Origin of the sequence: Vibrio sp. 14N.309.X.WAT.E.F5 (assembly GCF_030397615.1) — a bacterium.
Lineage (GTDB): Bacteria > Pseudomonadota > Gammaproteobacteria > Enterobacterales > Vibrionaceae > Vibrio > Vibrio lentus.
Window position 1 is genome coordinate 41,403 of the sequence record NZ_JAPNXR010000021.1, and the last position, 21,258, is coordinate 62,660.

Sequence of the window (21,258 nt, forward strand, 5' to 3'; positions counted from 1 at the left end):
AAGCAGAGAGTTAAACCATAAAGTGCGAACCATTCAGAATACAGACAAAGGCATTGGGCTGCGCAGTGAGCATATTGAACTGCTCGCTCGTTCCCCAAAGCACCCTGATATCGATTTTCTGGAATTAGCTCCCGAGAACTGGATGAGCTTAGGCGGACTTAAGCGCGAACAACTACAGGATATAGCGAAGCAATACCCTTTGATCGCACACGGTTTGAGCTTATCCATTGGAGATTGTCAGCCGCTTAATACGAAGTTTGTTCGTCAGGTTGGTCAATTTCTCGATGAACTGAATATTCAGGTATACAGCGAACATTTGAGTTTCTCTCGAGACAGCCAAGGGTATCTGTATGAACTGTTACCTGTGCCACGCCGCGCAGAAAATATCAGCTATCTAGCGGACCGAATCAAGCAAGTCCAAGACATCATTCAACGTCCTTTGGTCATGGAGAACATCTCTTATTACCACAATTACGGAGATGAGATGCCTGAGGGTGAGTTTATCGCCGAAATAGCAAAGCGCAGTGGTTGTGAGTTGTTGGTCGATATCAACAATCTTTATGTGAACAGTCAGAACCACCACTTTGATGCGACTGAAATGCTTAAGGCATTGCCAAGTGATGCTATTCGCTATTACCACATTGCTGGGCATTTGGTTGAGAGTGACAGATCGGTTGCAGGTAACACAGCGGTTGAAAGTAACAAGTCGCTACTTGATACCCACGGTATGGAAGTACAGCAAGAGGTTATCGACTTGGCGCGTTATGTGTTCGATCTTCATGGCAGCAAACCGTTGTTACTGGAAAGAGACAACAACGTACCTCCTTTGGTTGTGCTTAGTGAAGAGTTACGAACAGTGCATCGTCAGGTATTGAACGCAGGTGTTGCTCATCGTCCAATGAATCAGGAGTTGGTTTATGCATAACCCTCCTAGCATGATGATCACTCAAACACAGGCGTTAACCGCATTGATACGTTCGCCACTTGAAGACAACGCAGTGTGTCGATACAGCGAGTTCATAAGAGACAACGTATTTGGCGTATTGAACAACACATTCCCGCTGTTTTGTCAGCAAGTCGACCAAGACCAACTACTGATGTTAGTTGATGAGTTTGTTGTCGTACATTACGCCTCAGAGCCAGAGTTTCATCATATAGCAACTGAGTTTGTCAGCTTTGTTCAACGTCGAACTCAACCAATGTACATCTCTAGCTTAACTGCAGCACATGAACTTACAGACGATCAACTGGCGGTGTTGGAGTACGAATGGTGTGCCTTTTGCGTTGAGATTGATTCTTCAAAGCAAGTTCTGCCTTTGTCGCGAACGCGTGACTTTCACGTCGATGAACGACAGCTTCAATTGGGTTTGTTAATCAACAGTACGATGAAGCTCGTGCAGGTTCCTTTCATTATTCATGGTGAGTCGCTGACGTTTCTAACACAAAGGCGGTATCCCGTTTATTACGCGATTTATCGCGACTCTGACCAACGCGTCAACACGATAAAACTAAGAGAAATTGATGTTGCGATTATCCAAATAATCCAACAGCAACCAAATCGTTCTTTAGCCGATATAAAACAAATAATTGCTCAACAATTGGCGAGATTCGAGTTTATTAATTGGGTCGAACACTTCAGTGAAATTGAACTGATTGGCGTTCACTCTTTAGGAGAAAAATTATGATTAAGTCAGCCCTCAGCTGGTACGACGCAATTGTCGAAAAATGCAAACAATACGATTACTTAGTACTGCTTTCAGTGCGCCTCTATTTGATTCCGGTTATTTATGTCGGTGCACGCTCCAAAGTGCTGGGCTTCTCGGGAACTGTGGCATGGTTTGGTGCCTCGGCAGCCGATGGTGGTCTTAACCTTCCCTTCCCAGAGCTACTGGCATTCCTAGCGGCAGCGACCGAAGTTTTAGGTTGTATCTGTATCGCGTTAGGTCTGTTTACTCGCTTTATCTCGATTCCAATGATTTTCATGATGAGCGTCGCGAGTGCAATGGTTCACTGGAAACACGGTTGGGATGCGATTGCGACTGGCGATATGGAAGCAACAATTCGACTTAATGGCTTAATCGAATGGCTCTCGGTTAACTTCCCAGGTCGATACAACTACATCACTGAACTTGGCGACCCGGTAATGCTGAACAACGGTATGGAGTTCGCAGGCACCTACTTCGTGATGCTGCTGGTCTTGCTTGTTTATGGTGGTGGTCGTTACGTGAGTGCAGATTACTGGCTACGTAAACAGTTCTCTAAAAAACAAAACAAAGCACTTCGTTGGTAATAGATTCTTTTCACACAGTTATATGTAAAACCCTTAATTAGTTCTCTCTAATTATCATCTTATTTTCCATTGTCTTACCCGTCACACTCGTGGCGGGAAGGAGTTTTTATGCTTACAGATGTCGTTGATCTGTCGCGGTTTCAATTCGCAAGTACCGCTCTTTATCACTTTATATTCGTCCCCCTAACTATAGGCCTCTCCTTCTTACTCGCAGTGATGGAATCGCTGTATGTCATGACCAACAAAACCATCTACAAGGACATGACCAAGTTCTGGGGTAAATTGTTTGGTATTAACTTTGCTGTCGGTGTTGCTACTGGCTTAACCATGGAATTCCAGTTCGGCACCAACTGGGCTTATTACTCGCATTACGTAGGCGATATTTTTGGTGCTCCGCTTGCCATTGAAGCGCTTGTTGCGTTTTTCTTGGAATCAACCTTAGTGGGTATGTTCTTCTTCGGTTGGGACAAGCTCTCGAAGCGTCAACACTTGTCTGTAACGTGGTTGACGGCCTTAGGTTCAAATTTCTCCGGTCTGTGGATTCTGATGGCCAATGGCTGGATGCAAAACCCAGTGGGCGCAGAGTTTAACTTCGAAACCATGCGTATGGAGATGACAGACTTTGTCGAAGTGATCTTCAACCCAGTGACTCAAGTGAAGTTCGTGCATACCGTTGCGGCAGGTTATACAACCGGCGCGCTATTTATTATGGGTATCAGTGCTTACTACATGCTTAAAGGGCGTGATTTACCGTTCGCTCGTCGTTCATTTGCAGTTGCAAGTGCTTTTGGTATGGCTGCGATTGTGTCGACAGTGATGCTAGGTGATGAATCTGGTTATGAGTTGGGAGATGTTCAACAGGTGAAGCTAGCGGCTATCGAAGCTGAATGGCACACGGAGGAAGCCCCTGCCTCATTCACACTGTTCGGTTTCCCAAACCAAGAAACCATGGAGACGGACTACGCGATTAAGATCCCATACGTGATGGGTATTATCGCAACGCGTTCTTTGGATACGCCAGTTGTCGGGATTCATGATCTATTAGCAAAGAATGAAGAACGTGTTCGCAGCGGCATCTTAGCTTATGGGTTATTAGAAAAACTGCGTTCTGGTGATAAATCACAACAAAATATCGATGATTTTGAATTGGTTAAACATGATCTTGGTTATGGATTACTGGTTAAGAAATACAGCGACAACGTGGTGGATGCAACAGAACAACAGATCAAACAAGCAGCCAAAGACACAATCCCAACGGTAGCCCCTCTATTCTGGAGTTTCCGCATCATGGTGGTGTGTGGCGTCTTGATGTTTGCCATCATTGGTCTTTCATTCGTACAAATTTGTCGCCGTAAGATTGGTACCAATCGCTGGTTACTGAAAGCAACGATATGCGCGATTCCACTTCCTTGGATTGCTTGTGAAGCCGGTTGGTTTGTTGCGGAATATGGCCGTCAACCATGGGCAATTGGTGAGATTCTACCAGTCAACATGGCGGCTTCTAATCTACCCGCTTCAAGTCTGTGGATCTCTATCGGCTTGGTTTATTTGTTCTACACCGCGTTCTTGATTATAGAAATGTTTCTGATGGTTAAGTTTGCAAAAATGGGCCCGAGCGCACTGAAAACGGGTCGCTATCATCATGAGCAATCAAACCAAGATCTAGCTATTACAGATGAGCAAAGTGCACCGCGTCAGCTAGATAAAACTATCGATCTTCATTAAGGAATTCAGATGTTTGATTACGAAAATCTTCGCCTGTTTACATGGGCAGTTATTGGCGTGTTGTTGATCGGTTTTATCATTACCGATGGATTTGATATGGGTGTTGCAGCGTTGCTCCCTGTTCTCGGAAAGTCAGACGTTGATCGACGAATCATGATTAACTCGATTGCCCCTCACTGGGACGGTAACCAAGTATGGTTAGTTACGGCGGGTGGCGCTATCTTCGCGATATGGCCTGCAATCTACGCGGCTGCGTTCTCCGGATTCTATTTAGCCATGATTTTAGTATTGGCGACCTTGTGGTTAAGACCCCTCGGTATGGATTACCGCGCTAAGATCGACAATCCGCAATGGAAGAAAGCTTGTGATATTGCGCTTATCGTCAGTGGCTTCATTCCTCCGGTTATCTTTGGTGTTGGTTTCGGGAACTTGATGATTGGCGTTCCGTTTGAATTTAACGAATTGCTAATGATGTCATACCAAGGTGGTTTCTGGGACCTATTAACGCCCTTCCCACTGCTATGTGGCTTGGTGAGCCTGGCGATGGTTGTCACGCAAGGCGCGGCATTCCTACAGATGAAAACGACGGGTGATTTAAAACAACGCGCACAGAGAGTGATCGTATGTATGGCGCTGGTTACTATCGGCCTGTTTATTGTTGGCGGGTTATACGCGTATACACTTCCGGGTTACCTGATTACTAGCCCAGTGGTTACCGATGGTGTGTCAAACCCATTACTAAAACATGTGGTGAAGTTTGATGACTTACTGTTACATAACTACGAAAACTACCCGATACTTTTGGCCATTCCTGTGCTAGGTATCATCGGAATGCTGAGTTGTGCACTGATGACTCGACTTAACCGCGCTGGCTTAGCCTTCGCTTCTTCAAGCTTATCAATAGCAAGCATCATAACGACAGCGGGCGTTGCCCTATTCCCAATGATCATGCCATCTAGCTTGATGCCATCGCATAGCTTAACGCTGTGGGACGGAACATCGAGTGAGTTAACACTGAGCATTATCTCGGTTGTCGCAGTTATCGTGGTGCCCATTATTTTGGGTTACACAATCTGGTGTTACTACAAAATGTTCGGTCGACTAGATAGCCAATACATTCACGATAACAGTACGTCACTGTATTAATTAAAGATGAAATAGGAGGATAACCTATGTGGTATTTATGTTGGGTACTGGGCGTATTATTAGCCTGCGCGTTTGGAATTATTAATGCGCTATGGCTAGAACACACCGACTTTCTCGATGAACAAAGCTGAACGGTAAATTCAGTAATAAGTGTTAACTAAACAATAAGCTAACTCACTTAAAAGCCCTCATTAAATGCGATGCCTACGATCTCAAAGATCACCGACATTCGTGTTAATGAGGGCTTTCTTATTCAGGCCTTGTTCTATATGAGTTCTGTGTATCTAAGCTTTTTTGTATCGTAGCCTTTGCGTATTGTATCAAGGGAACTGGCGTCTCAAATCGCTTAGTTTTTACATATCAGGTTTTAAGTAACCTTTGCTACCAATGAACCTTGCTTTAACAACCTTATAAGCTATTAGTTACATATTCATCATTTTAATGAATCTATTAATTACAAAACAAAGATGAATATTAACGTCACTGGCTTAAAGGGAATTAACCATGAGTAATCCATCGGAACCTCAGCGTCATTCGCTGTCTCTTTCAATACGCAGTAAATTCATTCTAATCAATCTCACCCTGTTTGTTTCAGTCTTTATCTATGCCATCTATGAGCAGTTCAGCTTAGACAAGCTTGAATCCCTGGAACGTGCTGCTACTGAAAACTTGAGGAGCTCTGTTGACCTGCTTACTCTGAGGCGACACGAAAAAGATTTCTTGTCTCGCCACGATAACAAATACGCAGAACGCTTCGACAAAACCGCCAACACCCTGAATCAACGGTTGGTGACTTTGAACCAAACTCTAGCTTCACACGAGCTTCACCTGTCTGACCAAATGGCGCAGATTTCGGACACTCTTCATCAATATCAAAAGCAGTTTCACCAAATTGTCGAACAAGTAAATAACATTGAACGTACGACCGCGCCCTTAGGCTTTGTCGCTGCGTTAGATACCAAAAGAAACAAATTAAAATCTGCGATCGAATCTGAATCGAGTTTGGCTTTAGAGCTTGCGCTATTGGAGTTGATTGAAAAAGATTTCCACTATCTCGCTCATATCAATGACCAAACACATATGGCGTTAGCTGATGCTCTTAAAGAGTTTGAACCCTACTCTCAAACGTCGGTTGCGACAGAGCAAGCCTATTCGGAATACAAAGCTGCGGTTGAAACGCTTCTGCTGGCTAACACCAATTTAGGCTTATCGGCAGAACTCGGTCTTAGAGGCGCTTTACGTAGCAACGTCCACCAAACAGAACAAGCCATTGAAGCCGTACAAACCGAGATAAGCCAAGCCATCACCGCGGCAAGTACGCATACCAAAAATACACTACACCTTTTTGGTGCGGCGATTGTTGCGCTGCTCTCTTTGCTGTTGGTGTTTATTGGTCGCAACATACTTGCGCGAATTAAAGCGATAAATGTGATGATGGAGTCGATTGCCAATGGAGATGGCGACTTAACTGTGCGCATGAACGCCAAAGGCAATGATGAACTTGCTCAGTTGGCGCATTCCTTCGATACCTTCATCAATAAACTGCATGGCAATATTAAAGAGCTGTCTGGCGTGATGACGGTGTTGACCGATAGTTCGTGTAGCTCTGAAGAAGCAGCAATCAAAAGTATGAGTAATGCTGAAAAGCAGAAGCAACAATCTGAATCAGTAGCGACGGCAGTTAATGAGCTGGTGATGACCAGTAATGAAGTAACGGCGAACATAGAAAACGCAGCGATGAATGCTGAGAAGATCAAAGACAATGCACATCAGGCGTTGCAAGAAACCCACGCAACTAATGACAGCATTAATGTGCTGGCCGAGAATATTGCAGAGTCTCAAAGCCTAATTGTTCAGCTCGAAGATCAGAGTCGTGAAATCAACCAAGTCGTTACTACGATTCAAGGCATTGCGGAACAAACTAACCTACTCGCGCTAAATGCAGCGATAGAAGCTGCGCGAGCTGGCGATCACGGTCGTGGGTTTGCAGTCGTGGCCTCTGAAGTGAGAGAGCTTTCACTAATGACCAATGATTCAACTCATCAAATTGAATCAACCATTCATGGTCTAACGTCGGGAATAGCAAAAACGGTCTCTAAGATGTCGGTAAGCCTAGAGCAAACGGGGTTAGTTAAACACCAAACCAAAGACGTGGTGAATGCGATTGAAGGAATACACTTTCAAGTCGGGGAAATGTTCGACTTAAACAGCCAGATTGCCACGGCGTCTGAAGAGCAATCCATGGTATCTGCAGAGATTGACCGCAGCATCACTGATATCGCGCACTTAGCGAGTGATACTCATACAGTGGTATCTGGGTCTGTTCGTTGCAGTGAACAAGTATCGAACGTGAGTGTGAAGCTTGAAAAGATAGTGGCGCAGTTTAAGTATTGATTAGCAAAAAGCATTTGAGACCACCGCTCGGCGTATTTGCGATGAAAAAACTGATATGAAAAACCGAGAGAAAGATAAACAAAAGGCCTCTATCTTGCTAAAAAGATAGAGGCCTTTCTAATCAGGATTACGTAATAACGTTGTATTACGTATTCATGTTTTATGTGTACTAAGCGCGTGCTTTCAAGAACTCAGCGTAAGTACCACGGAAGTCGTTGATCTTACCGTCTTTGATTTCAAGAACACGAGTCGCTAGAGAGTCTACGAATACGCGGTCGTGAGATACGAAGAACAATGTGCCTTTGTAGTTCTCAAGAGCCAAGTTAAGCGCTTCGATAGATTCCATATCCATGTGGTTCGTTGGTTCATCCATAAGCAGGATGTTTGGCTTGTGCATCATGATCTTGCCAAGAAGCATACGACCTTGCTCACCACCAGAGATAACCTTTACCGACTTCTTGATGTCGTCTTGACCAAACAGCATACGACCTAGGAAGCCACGAACAACTTGCTCGTCTTCGCCTTCTTGACGCCATTGGCTCATCCAATCAAACAGGTTCATGTCTTTTTCAAAATCATGTGCGTGATCTTGAGCGTAGTAACCGATGTTTGAGTTTTCAGACCACTTGTACTCACCTTCGCGCGCTTCTAGAGCACCCGCAAGTGTGTTAAGAAGCGTTGTTTTACCTACGCCATTCTCACCGATGATAGCAACACGCTCACCAACTTCGAAAATCGCATCGAACTTGTTGTAAAGGTCTTCTTCAAAGCCTTGAGCTAGGTTTTCAACCACAAGTGCGTTACGGAATAGTTCTTTAGACTGTTCGAAACGGATGAATGGGTTTTGACGGCTAGACGCTTTAACTTCGTCTAGTTGAATCTTGTCGATCTGTTTAGCACGAGACGTTGCTTGTTTCGCTTTAGATGCGTTAGCAGAGAAACGAGAAACGAACGTTTGAAGTTCAGCAATTTGTGCTTTTTTCTTAGCGTTATCAGAGAGTAGACGTTCACGAGCTTGTGTCGCTGCTGTCATGTACTCATCGTAGTTACCTGGGAACAGACGAAGTGCGCCGTAATCAAGGTCAGCCATGTGTGTACAAACTGAGTTTAGGAAGTGACGGTCATGCGAAATGATGATCATTGTGCAGTTGCGTTGGTTAAGCGTATCTTCCAACCACTTGATGGTGTCCATGTCCAGGTTGTTCGTTGGTTCGTCAAGAAGCATGATATGCGGGTCTGCAAACAGTACTTGAGACAATAGAACACGAAGTTTCCAACCCGGTGCTACTTCGCTCATTAGGCCGAAGTGCAGTGATTCTTCAATACCTACAGCAAGAAGAAGCTCACCGGCTTTAGCTTCTGCCATGTAACCGTCCATTTCAGCGAACTGAACTTCAAGATCAGCTACCTTCATGCCGTCTTCTTCGCTCATTTCAGGCAAAGAGTAAATGCGGTCACGCTCTTGCTTAATAGCCCAAAGCTCTTTGTGACCCATGATAACCGTGTCGATTACCGTGAATTCTTCGTAAGCAAATTGGTCTTGGTTTAGTTTAGCTACGCGCTCGTTTGGATCGTAGCTTACGTTACCAGCACTTGGTTCAAGTTCACCTGATAGGATCTTCATGAACGTCGATTTACCACAGCCATTCGCGCCGATTAAACCGTAACGGTTACCTTCGCCGAACTTAACTGAAATATTTTCGAAAAGTGGCTTAGCGCCGAATTGTTGAGTGATATTTGCTGTGGAGATCAATGCCTTTACCTTTTTAATGTGAAAAACGCCGCAACGTTACTTCTTCGGGGCTTTAACTTCAAGTATTGATTGCAATTACAGGCCATTAAGTGAGTGATAACCTGGCCAAATCATAATTTGAGCTGACTCACACTTTTGATTTTCTATTTGTGTTCATTAAAACGCCACAATGAGGAAAATACAAAATAGCGAACAGCCGCCGATAATAGGGTTTATATAACGCCTTAAATCCCACGGATAATTGAATATATCGCATGATGCATCGTTACAACCTAACCTACTTTCCCCTATTTATTTACGGTACTGGCTGATGCTCAAATACTAGCCCAAACCCTGACAATTTCATGACAAAGATGAAAGAAACAGGAATAAAGTACTCGCCCCCGAAAAAGGGTTAGATTTCACAAAGCACCATTATCTAACTATAGTAATCCTAACCTCATAATTCTAAGAGACTTTTATGCGTTCATTATCGCGCTTCTTATTGTTCACTTTGGCCATGATCTCTTGGCCTAGTCATGCCAACTTGGAATATGACTTACAGTCACGTCCTCAGGTGTCTGACATTGCCCAAGATCTGGATCAACGCATTAATGCACTCCCCGACCCTCTGTTTATGGAAGCGGGTGACAAACGTAAGGTCAATGTTTTGTTGGCTGAAGTGCTTCGTGTTCAAAACCAACAAATCGCAACCTTTGATCAACAGCTTCTGGATTATCGAAAAAACAGCGATGCGGATCTGTGGTTTGACGTTGAATCGAGCTACGTAACATTAAACAGTTTAAATGTGAGTAAGCAGCACTTACTTGAGCAGACGACTACCGCGAACAAAGAGCGCCTAACGGGTTTTGGCCCTTATGGTGTCACGCAGTTTAAGCAAGAGTGGCGACTGACTAAGCTCAACGTTGAATATCTGGTGTATTTCCAAACTCGTAGCTTCAAGGCGTTGATAAAAGACATATTCATTTCACCCGTTCCTGTGATTGGCGCGTCTTTGAAAGTGCTGTTTATTTACTTCGGTTTAGTGTGGTGGCTATCAAACAGCACGCGTCTGATTGAATTGTTCCGAGTTAATTTCTTAGAAGCGAAACAGAATCCTCCATTCTTGGTGCGTTTGATTTGGTACGTGAGTCGTGCCCATCGAGCGATAGCGTGGTTAATCGCGATTACTATTTCGTTGCGTATTCTCTCAAGCATACCGAGTTTACAACACTTGATTTTCCTCGAGATCTTTACGTGGTGGATTCTCGGTGGCTCGATAGCAATCAGCTTTATTCTTGAGTTTGCTTACCGATTAGGTCGTACATCAAACCAAGAAGTGATTGCGTTGCGCCTCTCGACGATTCGTCGTTACGTATGGAGCTTCATTGTCGCGGGTGTGATTCTGCAGATTTCGATTCGTACGCTAGGTAAAGGCACGATCTACAGCTGGATCTACAGTGCGCTGTTCTTCTGGTTTGTTCTTGTGACTATCTCAGTATTGAGGCTATGGCGCGCAAAAGTGTTTGATGCGCTACAACATATTTCAGATCGCCCTGTATGGGTGAACTGGGCTGTGAATCGCCAAGACACATTTATTCTCAATATACTGGCAACCGCAATTGGTATTGTATGGCTATCCGTTTATACCTTCCAACATCGTATTATGGCGCTGTTATCCGGTTATACCCTGTTTAGTCAGGCGCTTGCTTATCTATTTAGAATTGAAGTCGCAAAACAGTCCGACCTTGATAAGAACCAACAGAATCTCGTGAGAATCAAAGGCGATCAAACCTTTGAATACGTTCTGCCAGGTTCAATCGATAGCACCTTGATTGACTATGCGGGCGACGAAGTTAAGCAACTTAACCGTTATCTGATGTCTGACAGCCCAGCGATTTGTATTGTGTCTGGTGAGCGTGGCGTGGGTTCAACAACGCTGCTCTACACATTGCTACATAAAGTCACCAACGCTGAACCCATTTACGTTAGCTGCCCTTATGCGGGTTACAAAGAGTTTCTTTGTCACTTGGCTGTAAGCATCGGACTGGAAGAAGAAGCGACTGAAATTCAGATTTTGGCTCACTTACGTAAAAGCGAAACCACTTACCTGATCGCGATCGACAATGCACAACGACTAGTTAAACCGATGGTTGGCGGGTTGTCTGATCTGATTCGCTTAACCAACTTACTGCGCCGTTCTAAAAAGAATCACCGTGTCGTGATGTCGATTGCTAAATCAAGCTGGCGATTTGTCGATAGAGCTCGTGGCGAGCGTCTGTTGTTTGATTTCGTGTGTTTCCTACCTCGTTGGACTGAGAAGCAAATCGGCGAGCTACTAACAAGCCGTATCAATACCGAGTTAGAAAAGCCGTTGTCGTTTGATGGCTTGGTGGTCCCTAAACAGTGGGACCAAGATGAGATGACAGAAGAAGAACGTGCTCGCCAAGGCTTCTATCGAATTCTATGGCATTACTCTGATGGTAATCCAACAGTGGCTCTGCGCTTCTTCCGCTTATCTCTTAATAGAAACAAAGACACCGACCAAGCTGTTGTCAGGCTGTTCCACGTACCTGAAGCGCAAGAGTTAGAGAACATGCCCAAACCAATGTTGGCCGTGCTTCGCTCGATTGTTCAGCTAGAGATAGCCTCCCCTGAAGTTCTGTCTGATTGTACTCAACTGAGTATTGCTGAGATTACGGGCATTTTGCGCTACTTCGAAAGTCGAGGTTACATTGGTTGGAGTGAAGAGAAGGCAAAAATTTCCGATCACTGGTTCCGCCACATTACTAACGTTCTCGACCGTCAACATTTATTGGTGAAGTAACATGAAGAAATTATTTATCCTATTACTTGTTGGCCTTGCGACTACTGTGAGTTTTCCGACCTTCGCGACGGAAGAGTTGGCCAATGTAGAAAACATCTCGAAGATTGCGAGTTTAGTGCGATGGAGTGGCGTGTTTTTCTCCGCTATCGTCATTGCCGCAATGTGGCTATTGCTCAAATTCATCAACTCCTTGGTAACGAGCTTTGGTAGCCAATTTGTGCAATATCGGATGCTATTGCAAAAGCTTCAATCGTTTATGCAGTTCTTCATCTATGTGAGCACAGGTTTAATCGTGTTTATGATGAGCTTTCGCATCAACGACCAAATACTGGCTCTGATTGGTGGTACCCTCGCCGTGTCCGTTGGCTTTGCGCTTAAAGACTTGGCGGCCTCTTTCATTGCTGGTATCACGGTGATGATCGATAGACCCTTTCAAGTTGGTGACCGCGTCACGTTTGAAGGTAACTACGGCGACATTATCACCATCGGTTTGCGTTCTGTTCGTATGAGAACGCTGAACGATGACATCATCACGATCCCGAACAACAAGTTCTTGAATGAAGTGACGACGAGCGGTAACTATGGCGCATTGGATATGCAAGTGGTGATCCCTTTCTATGTCAGCATGGATGAAGACATCACCCTAGCCCGTGACTTGATTCAAGAAGCCGCTTCTTCAAGCCGTTACATCCACTTGCCTAAGCCTGTTACGGTTCTGGTTAAACAGACGATTACGGATAACTACCTAGCAATACAGTTAACTTGTAAGGCTTATGTGGTCGATACGGCTTATGAGAAGTTGTTTGAAACAGACATTACCCTTCGAGTAATGAAAGAGTTTAAGAAGCACAACATCAACCCACCGAAAATTTCAGTGGCAACGCATTGATCGAGATTGGCTTAACGCTCTCCTTTTGCTGAGCGAGTTAGCAATCCAGTCATCTGCAAACAAAAACACCTCCGAACTTGTCTCAAGAGCGGAGGTGTTTTTTTATGAGGTTCTAGTTTAGCTTAGCTTTTGCTTGGCCAAACCTAGGTTGGGATTAAACCTTAAAGTACTTCAGCTGATCGGTAAGGTGTTCCGTGGTGTTGGCCATTTTTTGGCTGTCTTCTGCCAGCGACTGTGAAGCTTGCAGTACTTCGTTAGCCGCCAGATGAATCCCTGTGACACTTTCACTCATTTCGGTTGCTACCGTGCTCTGTTGCTCCGAGGCTGCTGCAATTTGAGCCACCATGTCGTTGGCGTTGTGTAGCTCATTCACAATCACATCCAGTTGTTGGCGTGTTTCATTTGAGGCCACGACACTGTGATCCACTTTCTCGTTACTACTTTGCATCGCTTTAAAGGTACGCTCGGCTTGTTGAGTCAGTTTCTCAATCGTCGATTGCACTTCATTGGTTGAGTTTTGAGTGCGACTAGCAAGGTTACGAACTTCGTCTGCCACAACTGCGAACCCTCTTCCTTGTTCACCTGCACGTGCAGCTTCTATCGCCGCGTTGAGCGCTAATAAGTTAGTTTGTTCTGATACATCACGAATCACGCTGACCACTTGGCTTATTTCGCTAACTCCGGATTGTAGGTCTCTTACCAACTCGTTTGCCGTAGAGATGTTCTCTGAAACCTGAGAGATTGTCTTAGATGTAACCTGCATGTTCTTATCGTTTTGATTGGCATGATCGACGACTTTATTGGTACTCGCCGCTGTGTTCTCTGCATTAACCGCGACATCTGAAATGGTGGCGCTCATTTCTGTCATCGCGGTAGACAATAACTCAAGCTGAGCGTGTTGCGAATTGACACTGGTCGCCGCCTCTTCACTCGCTTGAGCAATGTGACTTGCCATGTTACTGGACAGATCCGCAGATTCATTGGCGGTACGCAGCGTGCTTTGCAATTTATCGAGCATGGTGTCGATCTGTTGGCTCATATCGCCTAGCTCATCTTTACGCGTCATATTCATACGTACACGAAGGTCGCCATCGGCAATCTTATGGGTGTTATCGATAAGCTTGTTAAGCGGCACAAGGATGTTATTGGATATCGCGTAGCCCATCGTAAACAACAGACCAGACAACACAACCGCAACCATCCCTTCCTTAATCGCCAACGCATAGAACGCATCTTGAATATCAGCGACCAAAATTCCAGACCCTAGTACCCAGTTCCATTCAGGGAACAGTTGTACGTATGAGATCTTGTTTTTCAACTCTCCATTCGGGCTCTTCCATTGGTAGTCAAGAAAGCCTTTCTGTTGCGCTGTTTGAGAGATGGTGACCATCTCACGCCAGTGATGCTTGCCTGCGCCATCTCTTAAGTTACCCGCATTTTTGCCATTGAGTTCTGGCTTGAGTGGATGACTAATGATGTTGAGTTGTTGGTTTAAGATCCAAAAATAGTTGGTGCTGTCATAGCGAAGCGTTTCAATGGCTTGTAATGCTTGTTTCTTTGCTGTCTCTTCGCCAAGAATATTTCGTTGGTCATAATAGTGTTGAGCTAGGCTGACCGCTGTTTCGACTTGTGCACTGAGTTTATCTTGCCGCTCTTCCATGGAGCTAGCGCGCTGTTGCATTAGATTAAAAGTGGATGCCATTACCAGTAGAACAACCGATAAAATGACGATGGATACGAGTTTTGATTTGATAGATAAGTTACTTAATTTCATAGCTGACTGACTTTAATATTTGTTTTGATTATTGATTTTCGACCAAGTTATCAAAATTTCGTACAGTTCAGATGATATGCATCAAGATCGAAAGATATACACTGTGTTACATAACCAAAAGGAGGTGCTCGTCAAACAGGCTGAGGTTGATATTTTCGTAATACTAGACATTTAATAATTGATTGATATCAATATATTTTCAGATTGAAGCTATAAATACAGCTTATTATTATTTATATGGTATGCTATTCTAAAATTAAATTTGAGATGAAAAATGAAAAACCATGTACTTGTCCCCCTAATATTCGTAACCCTCTCAGGCTGCGCAGCATCAATCCCCCAGAATGCTAAAACTGAAGTTAAATCTTTTAGCACGCCCAAAATCAGTGTTCTTACAAGTGCTTATGTTGGCGACTTTATGCTTGACCAAGGAAAAGCTACAACTAAAAAATATTTGACTGTTCACCAGTCTATTGACGGCGCCTTCTATAATATAAGTCAAGGCTCATATGCTGAAATGGGCTACGATGGGAAGAAATCATGGTTCAACATTTATTCGACTAATGGCGGACTAGTTTCTCCAGGGGCTTTTGTAGATCCACCTTATGCATTATCTGTGGACGAAACGAAGCAGGTTTGTGTTTCTTCTGTGATTGCAAAAGAAGTAAAATGCTATGAAGGAACGTCTAATATTGAAGACAAAACAATCAACGATAGCGCGAGCTTTCGCCAAACGCTGATATATAACGGTTCAGTGGGAACAAAGTTAAACATTTCATACCGAGAATTTACCAATGATATGGCTCGCGGGGCTTTCACTAATGATGTTGAGTACGATATGTCAAAATCAAACCTTATTAATTACAAAGGTGCTCGAATCGAAGTTCTAAATTACGACAATAGTTCTATCGAATTCAAAGTGTTGAAACATTTTAGAGAAAATGTGTCTGTAACATTCTAAAAAAGACTAAGCTGTTAAAAACTAAACTCACTCGGGAGTCCCATCAAACGAGTGAGTTATACAGTTATATTTTTGTTTAAACTTATAGATTTGATACCAGCAATTGAGGTGTGGCTTTTTGTTGAAGGTAGATACTAAAGCGGCTTCCCTTGCCTACTTCTGATTCGACACGTATCTCGCCGCCCGTTTGACTCAAGATACTTTGAGATACCGACAAACCTAAACCTGTACCGTCTCGTTTGGTGGTATAGAAAGGCGAGAAAATACGTTTCAATTGTTCTTCTTTGATACCACAGCCCTCATCTTCAACATGAACAATAGCCCCATGAGACACGCCATTTTCAACCCAGTCTTCACTTGAAATAGTCAATGTGCCCTTTCCGTCCATCGCGTGAATCGCGTTCATCTGTAGGTTAACCAGAATCTGTAGCAATTGGTTGCGGTTCACTTCGACAGACGTTTTTGCGTGCAGTTGCGAAACATACACAATGCCTTTCTTCTTAGCGCCTGTTTTGACAAGCGTAATGCTCTCGTCGACGATTGGATTGATGTGTTGCCAAGTGATTTCGTCTTGTACGCCGCCATGTCGGCTGTATTGAAGTAGGCTTCGTGTAATATTTCGGATTCGGTCAATCTGCTCCATGATCGCGTGGACTTCCTCGTCTACACGGGCCACTTCGTCACCAAGCTCAAACTTCATCAACTCGACATTGCCAAGAATCACAGCCGTTGGGTTATTAATCTCATGGGCAATACCTGCGGTTAACTCACCTAATGCGGCTAATTTCTCGTTGACCACCAGCTTATCTCTAGCTTGGTTGAGAAGCTGGATATGAAGTTCGAGTTCTTCGGTTTTCTCTTTCAAACTGGCAGTACGAGAATGAACCTTACATTCGAGCTCAGACGCCGCTTGTTGAATTTCTTGATTACGCTCGTGGAGCAGATCTAACATTTTGTCGAATTGCTTAGCCAGCAACGTGAGTTCGTGTTGATCATCTAAACCAAGTGTACCTATTCGCTTGTCTTGCCCCATCTGAACGAGCTTCACGACTTTATGGATGCGTTCAATTGGGTTGAAAAGATCACGCGCGCCGCGGTGAACGATCCAACCGGAGATCAAGAGTAACAGCACAATAGTAATACTGATTTCACCAAGGTTGGTTAAGTACGTTTCCACTAATGGCCAAATCAAATAACCGGTATAGAGCATGCCGATAACGTTATCAAACTGGTCATGAATTGGCTGATATGCTGTGATGTACCAAGCGTCGTAAACGTAAGCACGATCCAACCACTCTTTGCCTTCATTCAAGACTTTTGAGTGAACCTCATGCGAAACACGAGTGCCGATCGCGCGCCCTGCACTCTCTTCACTGCTCAGCGGTACATTCGTACTCACACGTAGGTCATCAAGGAAAACCGTGACAGTACCGATACGACGATTGAAACCATCGCGTTGCGGATAAATTAGGTTGCTGATCTGATCAACTAACTGCGTGCTGTTGTTAAGTAAGATCCCGCCATCAAGAAAACCAATGACGTGATCATTACTGTCTCGAATCGACACAACGGTGCGGCTAACCAAACCACGAGTTTCAACATTTCGGCTATTAAGCATTGGAACTTCGGCTTGCCTTGCAAGATTTTGGTCTAAATCGTTGAGCTCGCTTTGGCTTAATACACTAAAGAACGACGCTTTGTGTGTCAGGTTGAGGTATTCAAGTTTTTTCTCCATGCTCTCGACGCTACGCCAGCGCAGAAAATCGAGTTCATAGCGAGATTTGTTTTCTGAAACCCAACGTGTGAGCTCTTTTTTTGAAATATCACTCTTGAGTTTGATTCGGAAGTTGTAAGACTCAGCAAAGGCTTGAACGTTATAGGCCTGTTGGCTTTGAATCAGTTGAATACTGTTGTCTGCAACATCCAACCGCTCATCAACATCAATCAATGCGCCCTGCCATGTGTAGTGAACAGACCAATACAAAGTGATCGCAACCAGAGCACATAGAGTTAAGATGATCGGAGCAGACGTTAAAAATAACAGACGGTACCGCACCATGGTTTTGAATCGGAACGCCCACTTTGACCACCAATGACGTCTAATCGGCATATTCAGAGCCTTCTGTATTCCACTCTTTGTATTTACGCTCTAACGTTTTACGAGCAACGCCAAGATCTCGAGACGCCGCTGATTTGTTTCCATCATGAAAACTAACCAACTGTTCTATATGTGCTTTCTCAACATCTTTGAGCGTCCAAGTGTTTGGATAACCTTCAACGGCATCATTGTTATCTAAATTAGGCAATTCAGCACCATGTGACACCGTCACTGAAATGCTGGTGGGTGCTGGGTCACCGTTAATCTCACGCCAATAATGAGCTGGTGGCTTGTCTAATAAGATGCAACGTTCGACTAAGTTTTTAAGTTCACGAATATTTCCTGGCCATTCATACTCATTCATTGCCAAGATGTCTTCATGCGCCCAGTTTGGAACCGGTACACAAAGCTCGCTCGATAGTAAACGGGTAAAGTAAGGAACGAGCTCAATAAGATCGGACGGACGTTCTCTTAGTGGGACAACGTCAATCTTAAGAACATTAAGTCGGTAAAACAGATCACGACGGAAGTGTCCTTTATCGACCTCTTCTTGAAGATTTCGGTTTGTCGCCGCAACCACACGTACATCGACAGCGATCTCTTTCTCACTGCCAACAGGTCGAATCGTTCGTTGTTCTAAAACGCGTAACAGCGCCGCTTGCATTGGCAGTGGCATCTCACCGATTTCATCAAGGAACAATGTGCCACCACTTGCGACTCTAAACAGGCCTTCTCTATTTTTCTTAGCACCAGTAAAGGCACCCGACGTATGGCCAAACAATTCACTTTCTAAAAGCTCAGGAGCTATCGCTCCACAGTTGATTGGCACAAAAGGCCCTGTTCGTTTGCTGGCTTCATGCACGCCACGAGCAACCAACTCTTTACCCGTCCCCGACTCACCTTCGATTAACACCGATGCTCTTGATGGTGCGAATTGACTGATGAGTTGCTTAAGTTGTTTGGTTTTATCTGAGTTGCCGATCAGTTCCGTTTTGATATGACGGCTAACATCGCGCTTCAACGCGTATTGCATTCTTTGGTCTAGGCGCTTGTCCATGCAGCGAAGTACTGCTTTTATCATTTGTTCTAAGTTGAAAGGCTTCAAAATGAAATCAGAGGCGCCAAGCTTAAGTGCAGATATGGTCATTTCGAGATCAGCGTAACCTGTCATGAAAATAACATCGGCGCGTTTGTCGGCGTCGTTGAATACCTCTTCCCATTCAATACCAGAGCGACCTGGGAGGTTGATATCAAGCACGATCAAATCGAAGTGCTCGTTGCAACGTAGAACCTCAGCTTCTTCTACGGAACCGGCACTGGATACCTTGCCAAAATACTTACCTAGTGCTTTCTTAAGAATAGCCTGCATACCAATTTCATCGTCAACCACCAAGACAGAAAATGCCTGATATTGAGTCAATGTGTTGGAGTTGAGGTTAGAAGCGCTTGAACTAGGTAAAGACATAATGATCAGCCGATAGGGAAAGTTGGGACAGAGTGTACCAATTAACCTTTTACGCAACAGGGTCAATGTGCGACATTTTGTCCTAGCTCATGTTTTGTTTTAATTTATGGGGTTAAATGACGCAGTTTCGTTCGAAATAACAGCAATTTAATGAGATCTGATGCATGATTTATTGGCACTAACATTGCTTATAAGGTGATGATTTCTAATTACAAAAATTAGCACTCATGAACATGACCTTCTTTGAGCCCTTTGAAGTTGAAGGCGTGTCATTCATTTATAACAGAATGGACATAATAATAATGAAAGCAATTCCCTTAACTATTGCCGCTCTATCTATCGTCAGTTACTCGGCTAGCAGCGCAGAAGACACCACGCACATCAAACTTGCGACAACAACAAGCACGTATCACTCTGGCCTACTAGACTACCTATTACCTGAGTTCGAAAAAGACTCTGGTATTAAAGTTGACGTTCTAGCTGCAGGTACGGGTAAATCACTTCGTATGGGTGAAAACGGCGATGTTGATCTGGTGATGACTCACGCACCAAAAGCAGAAGCGAATTTCGTTGAACAAGGCTACGGCGTTCTACCTCGCAAACTGATGTATAACGACTTCGTTATCGTAGGTCCTCAAAGTGATCCTGCGAAAATTGAATCTCAAAAAGCAGTGGCTGATGTGTTCAAAGCGATTGCAACGAACAACGTGACGTTCGTTTCTCGTGGTGACGATTCTGGTACTCACAAGAAAGAGATGGGGATCTGGGCACAAACCAAAATGGAACCAAACTTCGGTGGCTACCGCAGTGTTGGTCAAGGCATGGGCCCTACTCTGAACATGGCGTCTGAAATGCAAGGCTACACCATGACAGACCGTGGTACTTGGTTGGCTTACCAAAACAAATTGGATCTTAAAATCCTTTTCCAAGGTGACAAGAACCTATTTAACCCTTACCAAGTGATTCTTGTTAACCCAGAGCGCTACCCGACCATCAACTACCAAGCAGCGAAAGTATTCAGTGATTGGTTGGTTAACCCTAAAGGTCAGAAACTGATTAACGACTTTAAACTGCACGGCAAACAACTGTTTGTTGCAAGCGCAGAATAGTCGTCATTGCACTATTCTTACAGGGTGAATAGTGAACTCGAAAAGAATGAATGGCTGACTCACCCTGTTTCATTGATCCAGTGTCAGCTATTACCAAAATATCAGCATTACTTTTTAAGACTTATTGTCGCTTTAAACGAGATACTTCATGACCCTATGGCAAACAACGCTTGATGCAATGAATCTACTGGTGAGTTTTGACCACGAACTGTGGAAAATCGTCGCGGTATCTTTCAGCGTTTCATTGTCCGCCATTTCATTGGTGATTGTTCCTGCAATCATCATGGCTTTCTTATTGGCTTACACCGAATTCCCCGGTAAATGGGCGCTGCTTTCGGTGATCAACACCTTACAAGCGATACCTACCGTGGTAATTGGCTTGTTGATGTACATGATGCTCTCTCGTTCTGGTCCTTTAGGTGACTGGCAATTGTTGTTCACGCAAAAGGCGATGATTCTCGGTCAGATGCTGATCTGTTTCCCAATTCTGGTCGCTATGATGCATGGCGCGCTGCAAGCCAGCGATCGCCGAGCAGTAGAAACAGCGCGTACCCTTGGAGTTTCAACCACTCGAGTCGCGTGTACTTTAATTTGGGAAACACGATTCCCTCTGCTGGCAGCCACCATTGCTGCATTCTCACGTATCGTGACCGAAGTTGGTTGTTCGATGATGGTGGGTGGCAACATTATGGGAATGACACGAAATATCCCTACGGCTATTGCTATGGAAAGTCACAAAGGCGCATTTGCTCAAGGTGTGGCACTTGGTATGGTCTTATTAGCATTGGCATTAGCCCTTAACTTTTTCCTTTCCAGTGTGAGAGGAAAAGGCTACTTGAGAACTTAGG

16 protein-coding genes are annotated in these 21,258 nt (G+C 44.3%); 12 read left to right on the forward strand and 4 right to left on the reverse strand.

The features are described 5' to 3' along the window. Window positions 1-22 precede the first annotated feature (22 nt). From OW495_RS18965 to OW495_RS18995, 7 genes are all read left to right on the forward strand, one after another. Window positions 23-925, forward strand: coding sequence for a DUF692 domain-containing protein (locus tag OW495_RS18965; RefSeq protein WP_289887768.1), 903 nt, complete (start codon window positions 23-25; stop codon window positions 923-925). Next, window positions 918-1,685, forward strand: a complete 768-nt coding sequence (locus OW495_RS18970; RefSeq protein ID WP_289887769.1) for a putative DNA-binding domain-containing protein — start codon at window positions 918-920, stop codon at window positions 1,683-1,685. Before OW495_RS18965 ends, OW495_RS18970 begins: the two co-directional genes overlap by 8 nt. After that, complete coding sequence (locus tag OW495_RS18975) at window positions 1,682-2,290, forward strand: DoxX family protein (RefSeq protein ID WP_289887770.1); 609 nt, start codon at window positions 1,682-1,684, stop codon at window positions 2,288-2,290. Before OW495_RS18970 ends, OW495_RS18975 begins: the two co-directional genes overlap by 4 nt. 108 nt (window positions 2,291-2,398) lie before the next feature. Then, window positions 2,399-4,015, forward strand: a complete 1,617-nt coding sequence (locus OW495_RS18980; RefSeq protein WP_102514442.1) for a cytochrome ubiquinol oxidase subunit I — start codon at window positions 2,399-2,401, stop codon at window positions 4,013-4,015. A 9-nt stretch (window positions 4,016-4,024) separates the two neighbouring features. Beyond that, complete coding sequence (gene cydB / locus OW495_RS18985) at window positions 4,025-5,161, forward strand: cytochrome d ubiquinol oxidase subunit II (RefSeq protein ID WP_102514443.1); 1,137 nt, start codon at window positions 4,025-4,027, stop codon at window positions 5,159-5,161. A 26-nt stretch (window positions 5,162-5,187) separates the two neighbouring features. After that, complete coding sequence (gene cydX / locus OW495_RS18990) at window positions 5,188-5,292, forward strand: cytochrome bd-I oxidase subunit CydX (protein ID WP_081326082.1); 105 nt, start codon at window positions 5,188-5,190, stop codon at window positions 5,290-5,292. A 373-nt stretch (window positions 5,293-5,665) separates the two neighbouring features. Further along, window positions 5,666-7,555 carry a methyl-accepting chemotaxis protein gene (locus tag OW495_RS18995; RefSeq protein WP_102514444.1) on the forward strand — a complete coding sequence of 630 codons (1,890 nt, stop codon included), beginning with the start codon at window positions 5,666-5,668 and terminating at the stop codon, window positions 7,553-7,555. A gap of 169 nt (window positions 7,556-7,724) precedes the next feature. Here the strand turns inward: OW495_RS18995 and OW495_RS19000 are convergent, their stop codons facing one another. Beyond that, a complete protein-coding gene (locus tag OW495_RS19000; RefSeq protein WP_017107090.1) occupies window positions 7,725-9,308 on the reverse strand; it encodes an ABC-F family ATPase in 1,584 nt (527 codons plus the stop codon). A 460-nt stretch (window positions 9,309-9,768) separates the two neighbouring features. Here OW495_RS19000 and OW495_RS19005 point away from each other — a divergent pair, with 460 nt between their 5' ends. Beyond that, window positions 9,769-12,114 (forward strand): ATP-binding protein, encoded by a 2,346-nt coding sequence (locus tag OW495_RS19005; RefSeq protein WP_289887773.1) that lies wholly within the window; start codon window positions 9,769-9,771, stop codon window positions 12,112-12,114. Between the two features lies 1 nt (window position 12,115). Next, window positions 12,116-13,003 carry a mechanosensitive ion channel domain-containing protein gene (locus OW495_RS19010; protein ID WP_017112066.1) on the forward strand — a complete coding sequence of 296 codons (888 nt, stop codon included), beginning with the start codon at window positions 12,116-12,118 and terminating at the stop codon, window positions 13,001-13,003. 154 nt (window positions 13,004-13,157) lie between these two features. Here OW495_RS19010 and OW495_RS19015 read toward each other — a convergent pair whose 3' ends face one another. After that, entirely contained in the window at window positions 13,158-14,777 is a 1,620-nt protein-coding gene (locus tag OW495_RS19015; protein ID WP_289887776.1) for a methyl-accepting chemotaxis protein, read from the reverse strand. 274 nt (window positions 14,778-15,051) lie between these two features. Here OW495_RS19015 and OW495_RS19020 point away from each other — a divergent pair, with 274 nt between their 5' ends. After that, window positions 15,052-15,738 (forward strand): hypothetical protein, encoded by a 687-nt coding sequence (locus tag OW495_RS19020; RefSeq protein WP_289887778.1) that lies wholly within the window; start codon window positions 15,052-15,054, stop codon window positions 15,736-15,738. Window positions 15,739-15,820: 82 nt separating this feature from the next. On the opposite strand, the gene OW495_RS19025 is transcribed toward OW495_RS19020, so the two are convergent. Together OW495_RS19025 and OW495_RS19030 are read right to left on the reverse strand one after the other, a co-directional pair. After that, on the reverse strand, window positions 15,821-17,848 hold the full coding sequence (locus tag OW495_RS19025) for a cache domain-containing protein (RefSeq protein ID WP_289887780.1): 2,028 nt from the start codon (window positions 17,846-17,848) through the stop codon (window positions 15,821-15,823). Beyond that, window positions 17,838-19,301, reverse strand: a complete 1,464-nt coding sequence (locus OW495_RS19030; protein WP_032501258.1) for a sigma-54 dependent transcriptional regulator — start codon at window positions 19,299-19,301, stop codon at window positions 17,838-17,840. Before OW495_RS19030 ends, OW495_RS19025 begins: the two co-directional genes overlap by 11 nt. Window positions 19,302-19,603: 302 nt before the next feature. On the opposite strand from OW495_RS19030, the gene OW495_RS19035 reads away from it, so the two are divergent. Both OW495_RS19035 and OW495_RS19040 read left to right on the forward strand, forming a co-directional pair. Next, window positions 19,604-20,410: a substrate-binding domain-containing protein gene (locus OW495_RS19035; RefSeq protein ID WP_029223695.1), complete on the forward strand. Its 807-nt coding sequence runs from the start codon at window positions 19,604-19,606 to the stop codon at window positions 20,408-20,410. Between the two features lie 148 nt (window positions 20,411-20,558). Next, window positions 20,559-21,257, forward strand: a complete 699-nt coding sequence (locus OW495_RS19040) for an ABC transporter permease (RefSeq protein WP_017107083.1) — start codon at window positions 20,559-20,561, stop codon at window positions 21,255-21,257. The last annotated feature ends 1 nt before the right edge of the window (window position 21,258 follow it).

Bases quoted from the DNA above. Each gene is read 5' to 3' on its own strand.
- OW495_RS19005 (WP_289887773.1), top strand. From the start codon at position 9,769: ATGCGTTCATTATCGCGCTTCTTATTGTTCACTTTGGCCATGATCTCT.
- OW495_RS18995 (WP_102514444.1), top strand. From the start codon at position 5,666: ATGAGTAATCCATCGGAACCTCAGCGTCATTCGCTGTCTCTTTCAATA.
- OW495_RS19035 (WP_029223695.1), top strand. From the start codon at position 19,604: ATGAAAGCAATTCCCTTAACTATTGCCGCTCTATCTATCGTCAGTTAC.
- OW495_RS19025 (WP_289887780.1), bottom strand. From the start codon at position 17,848: ATGCCGATTAGACGTCATTGGTGGTCAAAGTGGGCGTTCCGATTCAAA.
- OW495_RS18970 (WP_289887769.1), top strand. From the start codon at position 918: ATGCATAACCCTCCTAGCATGATGATCACTCAAACACAGGCGTTAACC.
- OW495_RS18975 (WP_289887770.1), top strand. From the start codon at position 1,682: ATGATTAAGTCAGCCCTCAGCTGGTACGACGCAATTGTCGAAAAATGC.
- OW495_RS19010 (WP_017112066.1), top strand. From the start codon at position 12,116: ATGAAGAAATTATTTATCCTATTACTTGTTGGCCTTGCGACTACTGTG.
- OW495_RS19020 (WP_289887778.1), top strand. From the start codon at position 15,052: ATGAAAAACCATGTACTTGTCCCCCTAATATTCGTAACCCTCTCAGGC.
- cydX (WP_081326082.1), top strand. From the start codon at position 5,188: ATGTGGTATTTATGTTGGGTACTGGGCGTATTATTAGCCTGCGCGTTT.
- OW495_RS19040 (WP_017107083.1), top strand. From the start codon at position 20,559: ATGACCCTATGGCAAACAACGCTTGATGCAATGAATCTACTGGTGAGT.
- OW495_RS18980 (WP_102514442.1), top strand. From the start codon at position 2,399: ATGCTTACAGATGTCGTTGATCTGTCGCGGTTTCAATTCGCAAGTACC.
- cydB (WP_102514443.1), top strand. From the start codon at position 4,025: ATGTTTGATTACGAAAATCTTCGCCTGTTTACATGGGCAGTTATTGGC.
- OW495_RS19030 (WP_032501258.1), bottom strand. From the start codon at position 19,301: ATGTCTTTACCTAGTTCAAGCGCTTCTAACCTCAACTCCAACACATTG.
- OW495_RS19015 (WP_289887776.1), bottom strand. From the start codon at position 14,777: ATGAAATTAAGTAACTTATCTATCAAATCAAAACTCGTATCCATCGTC.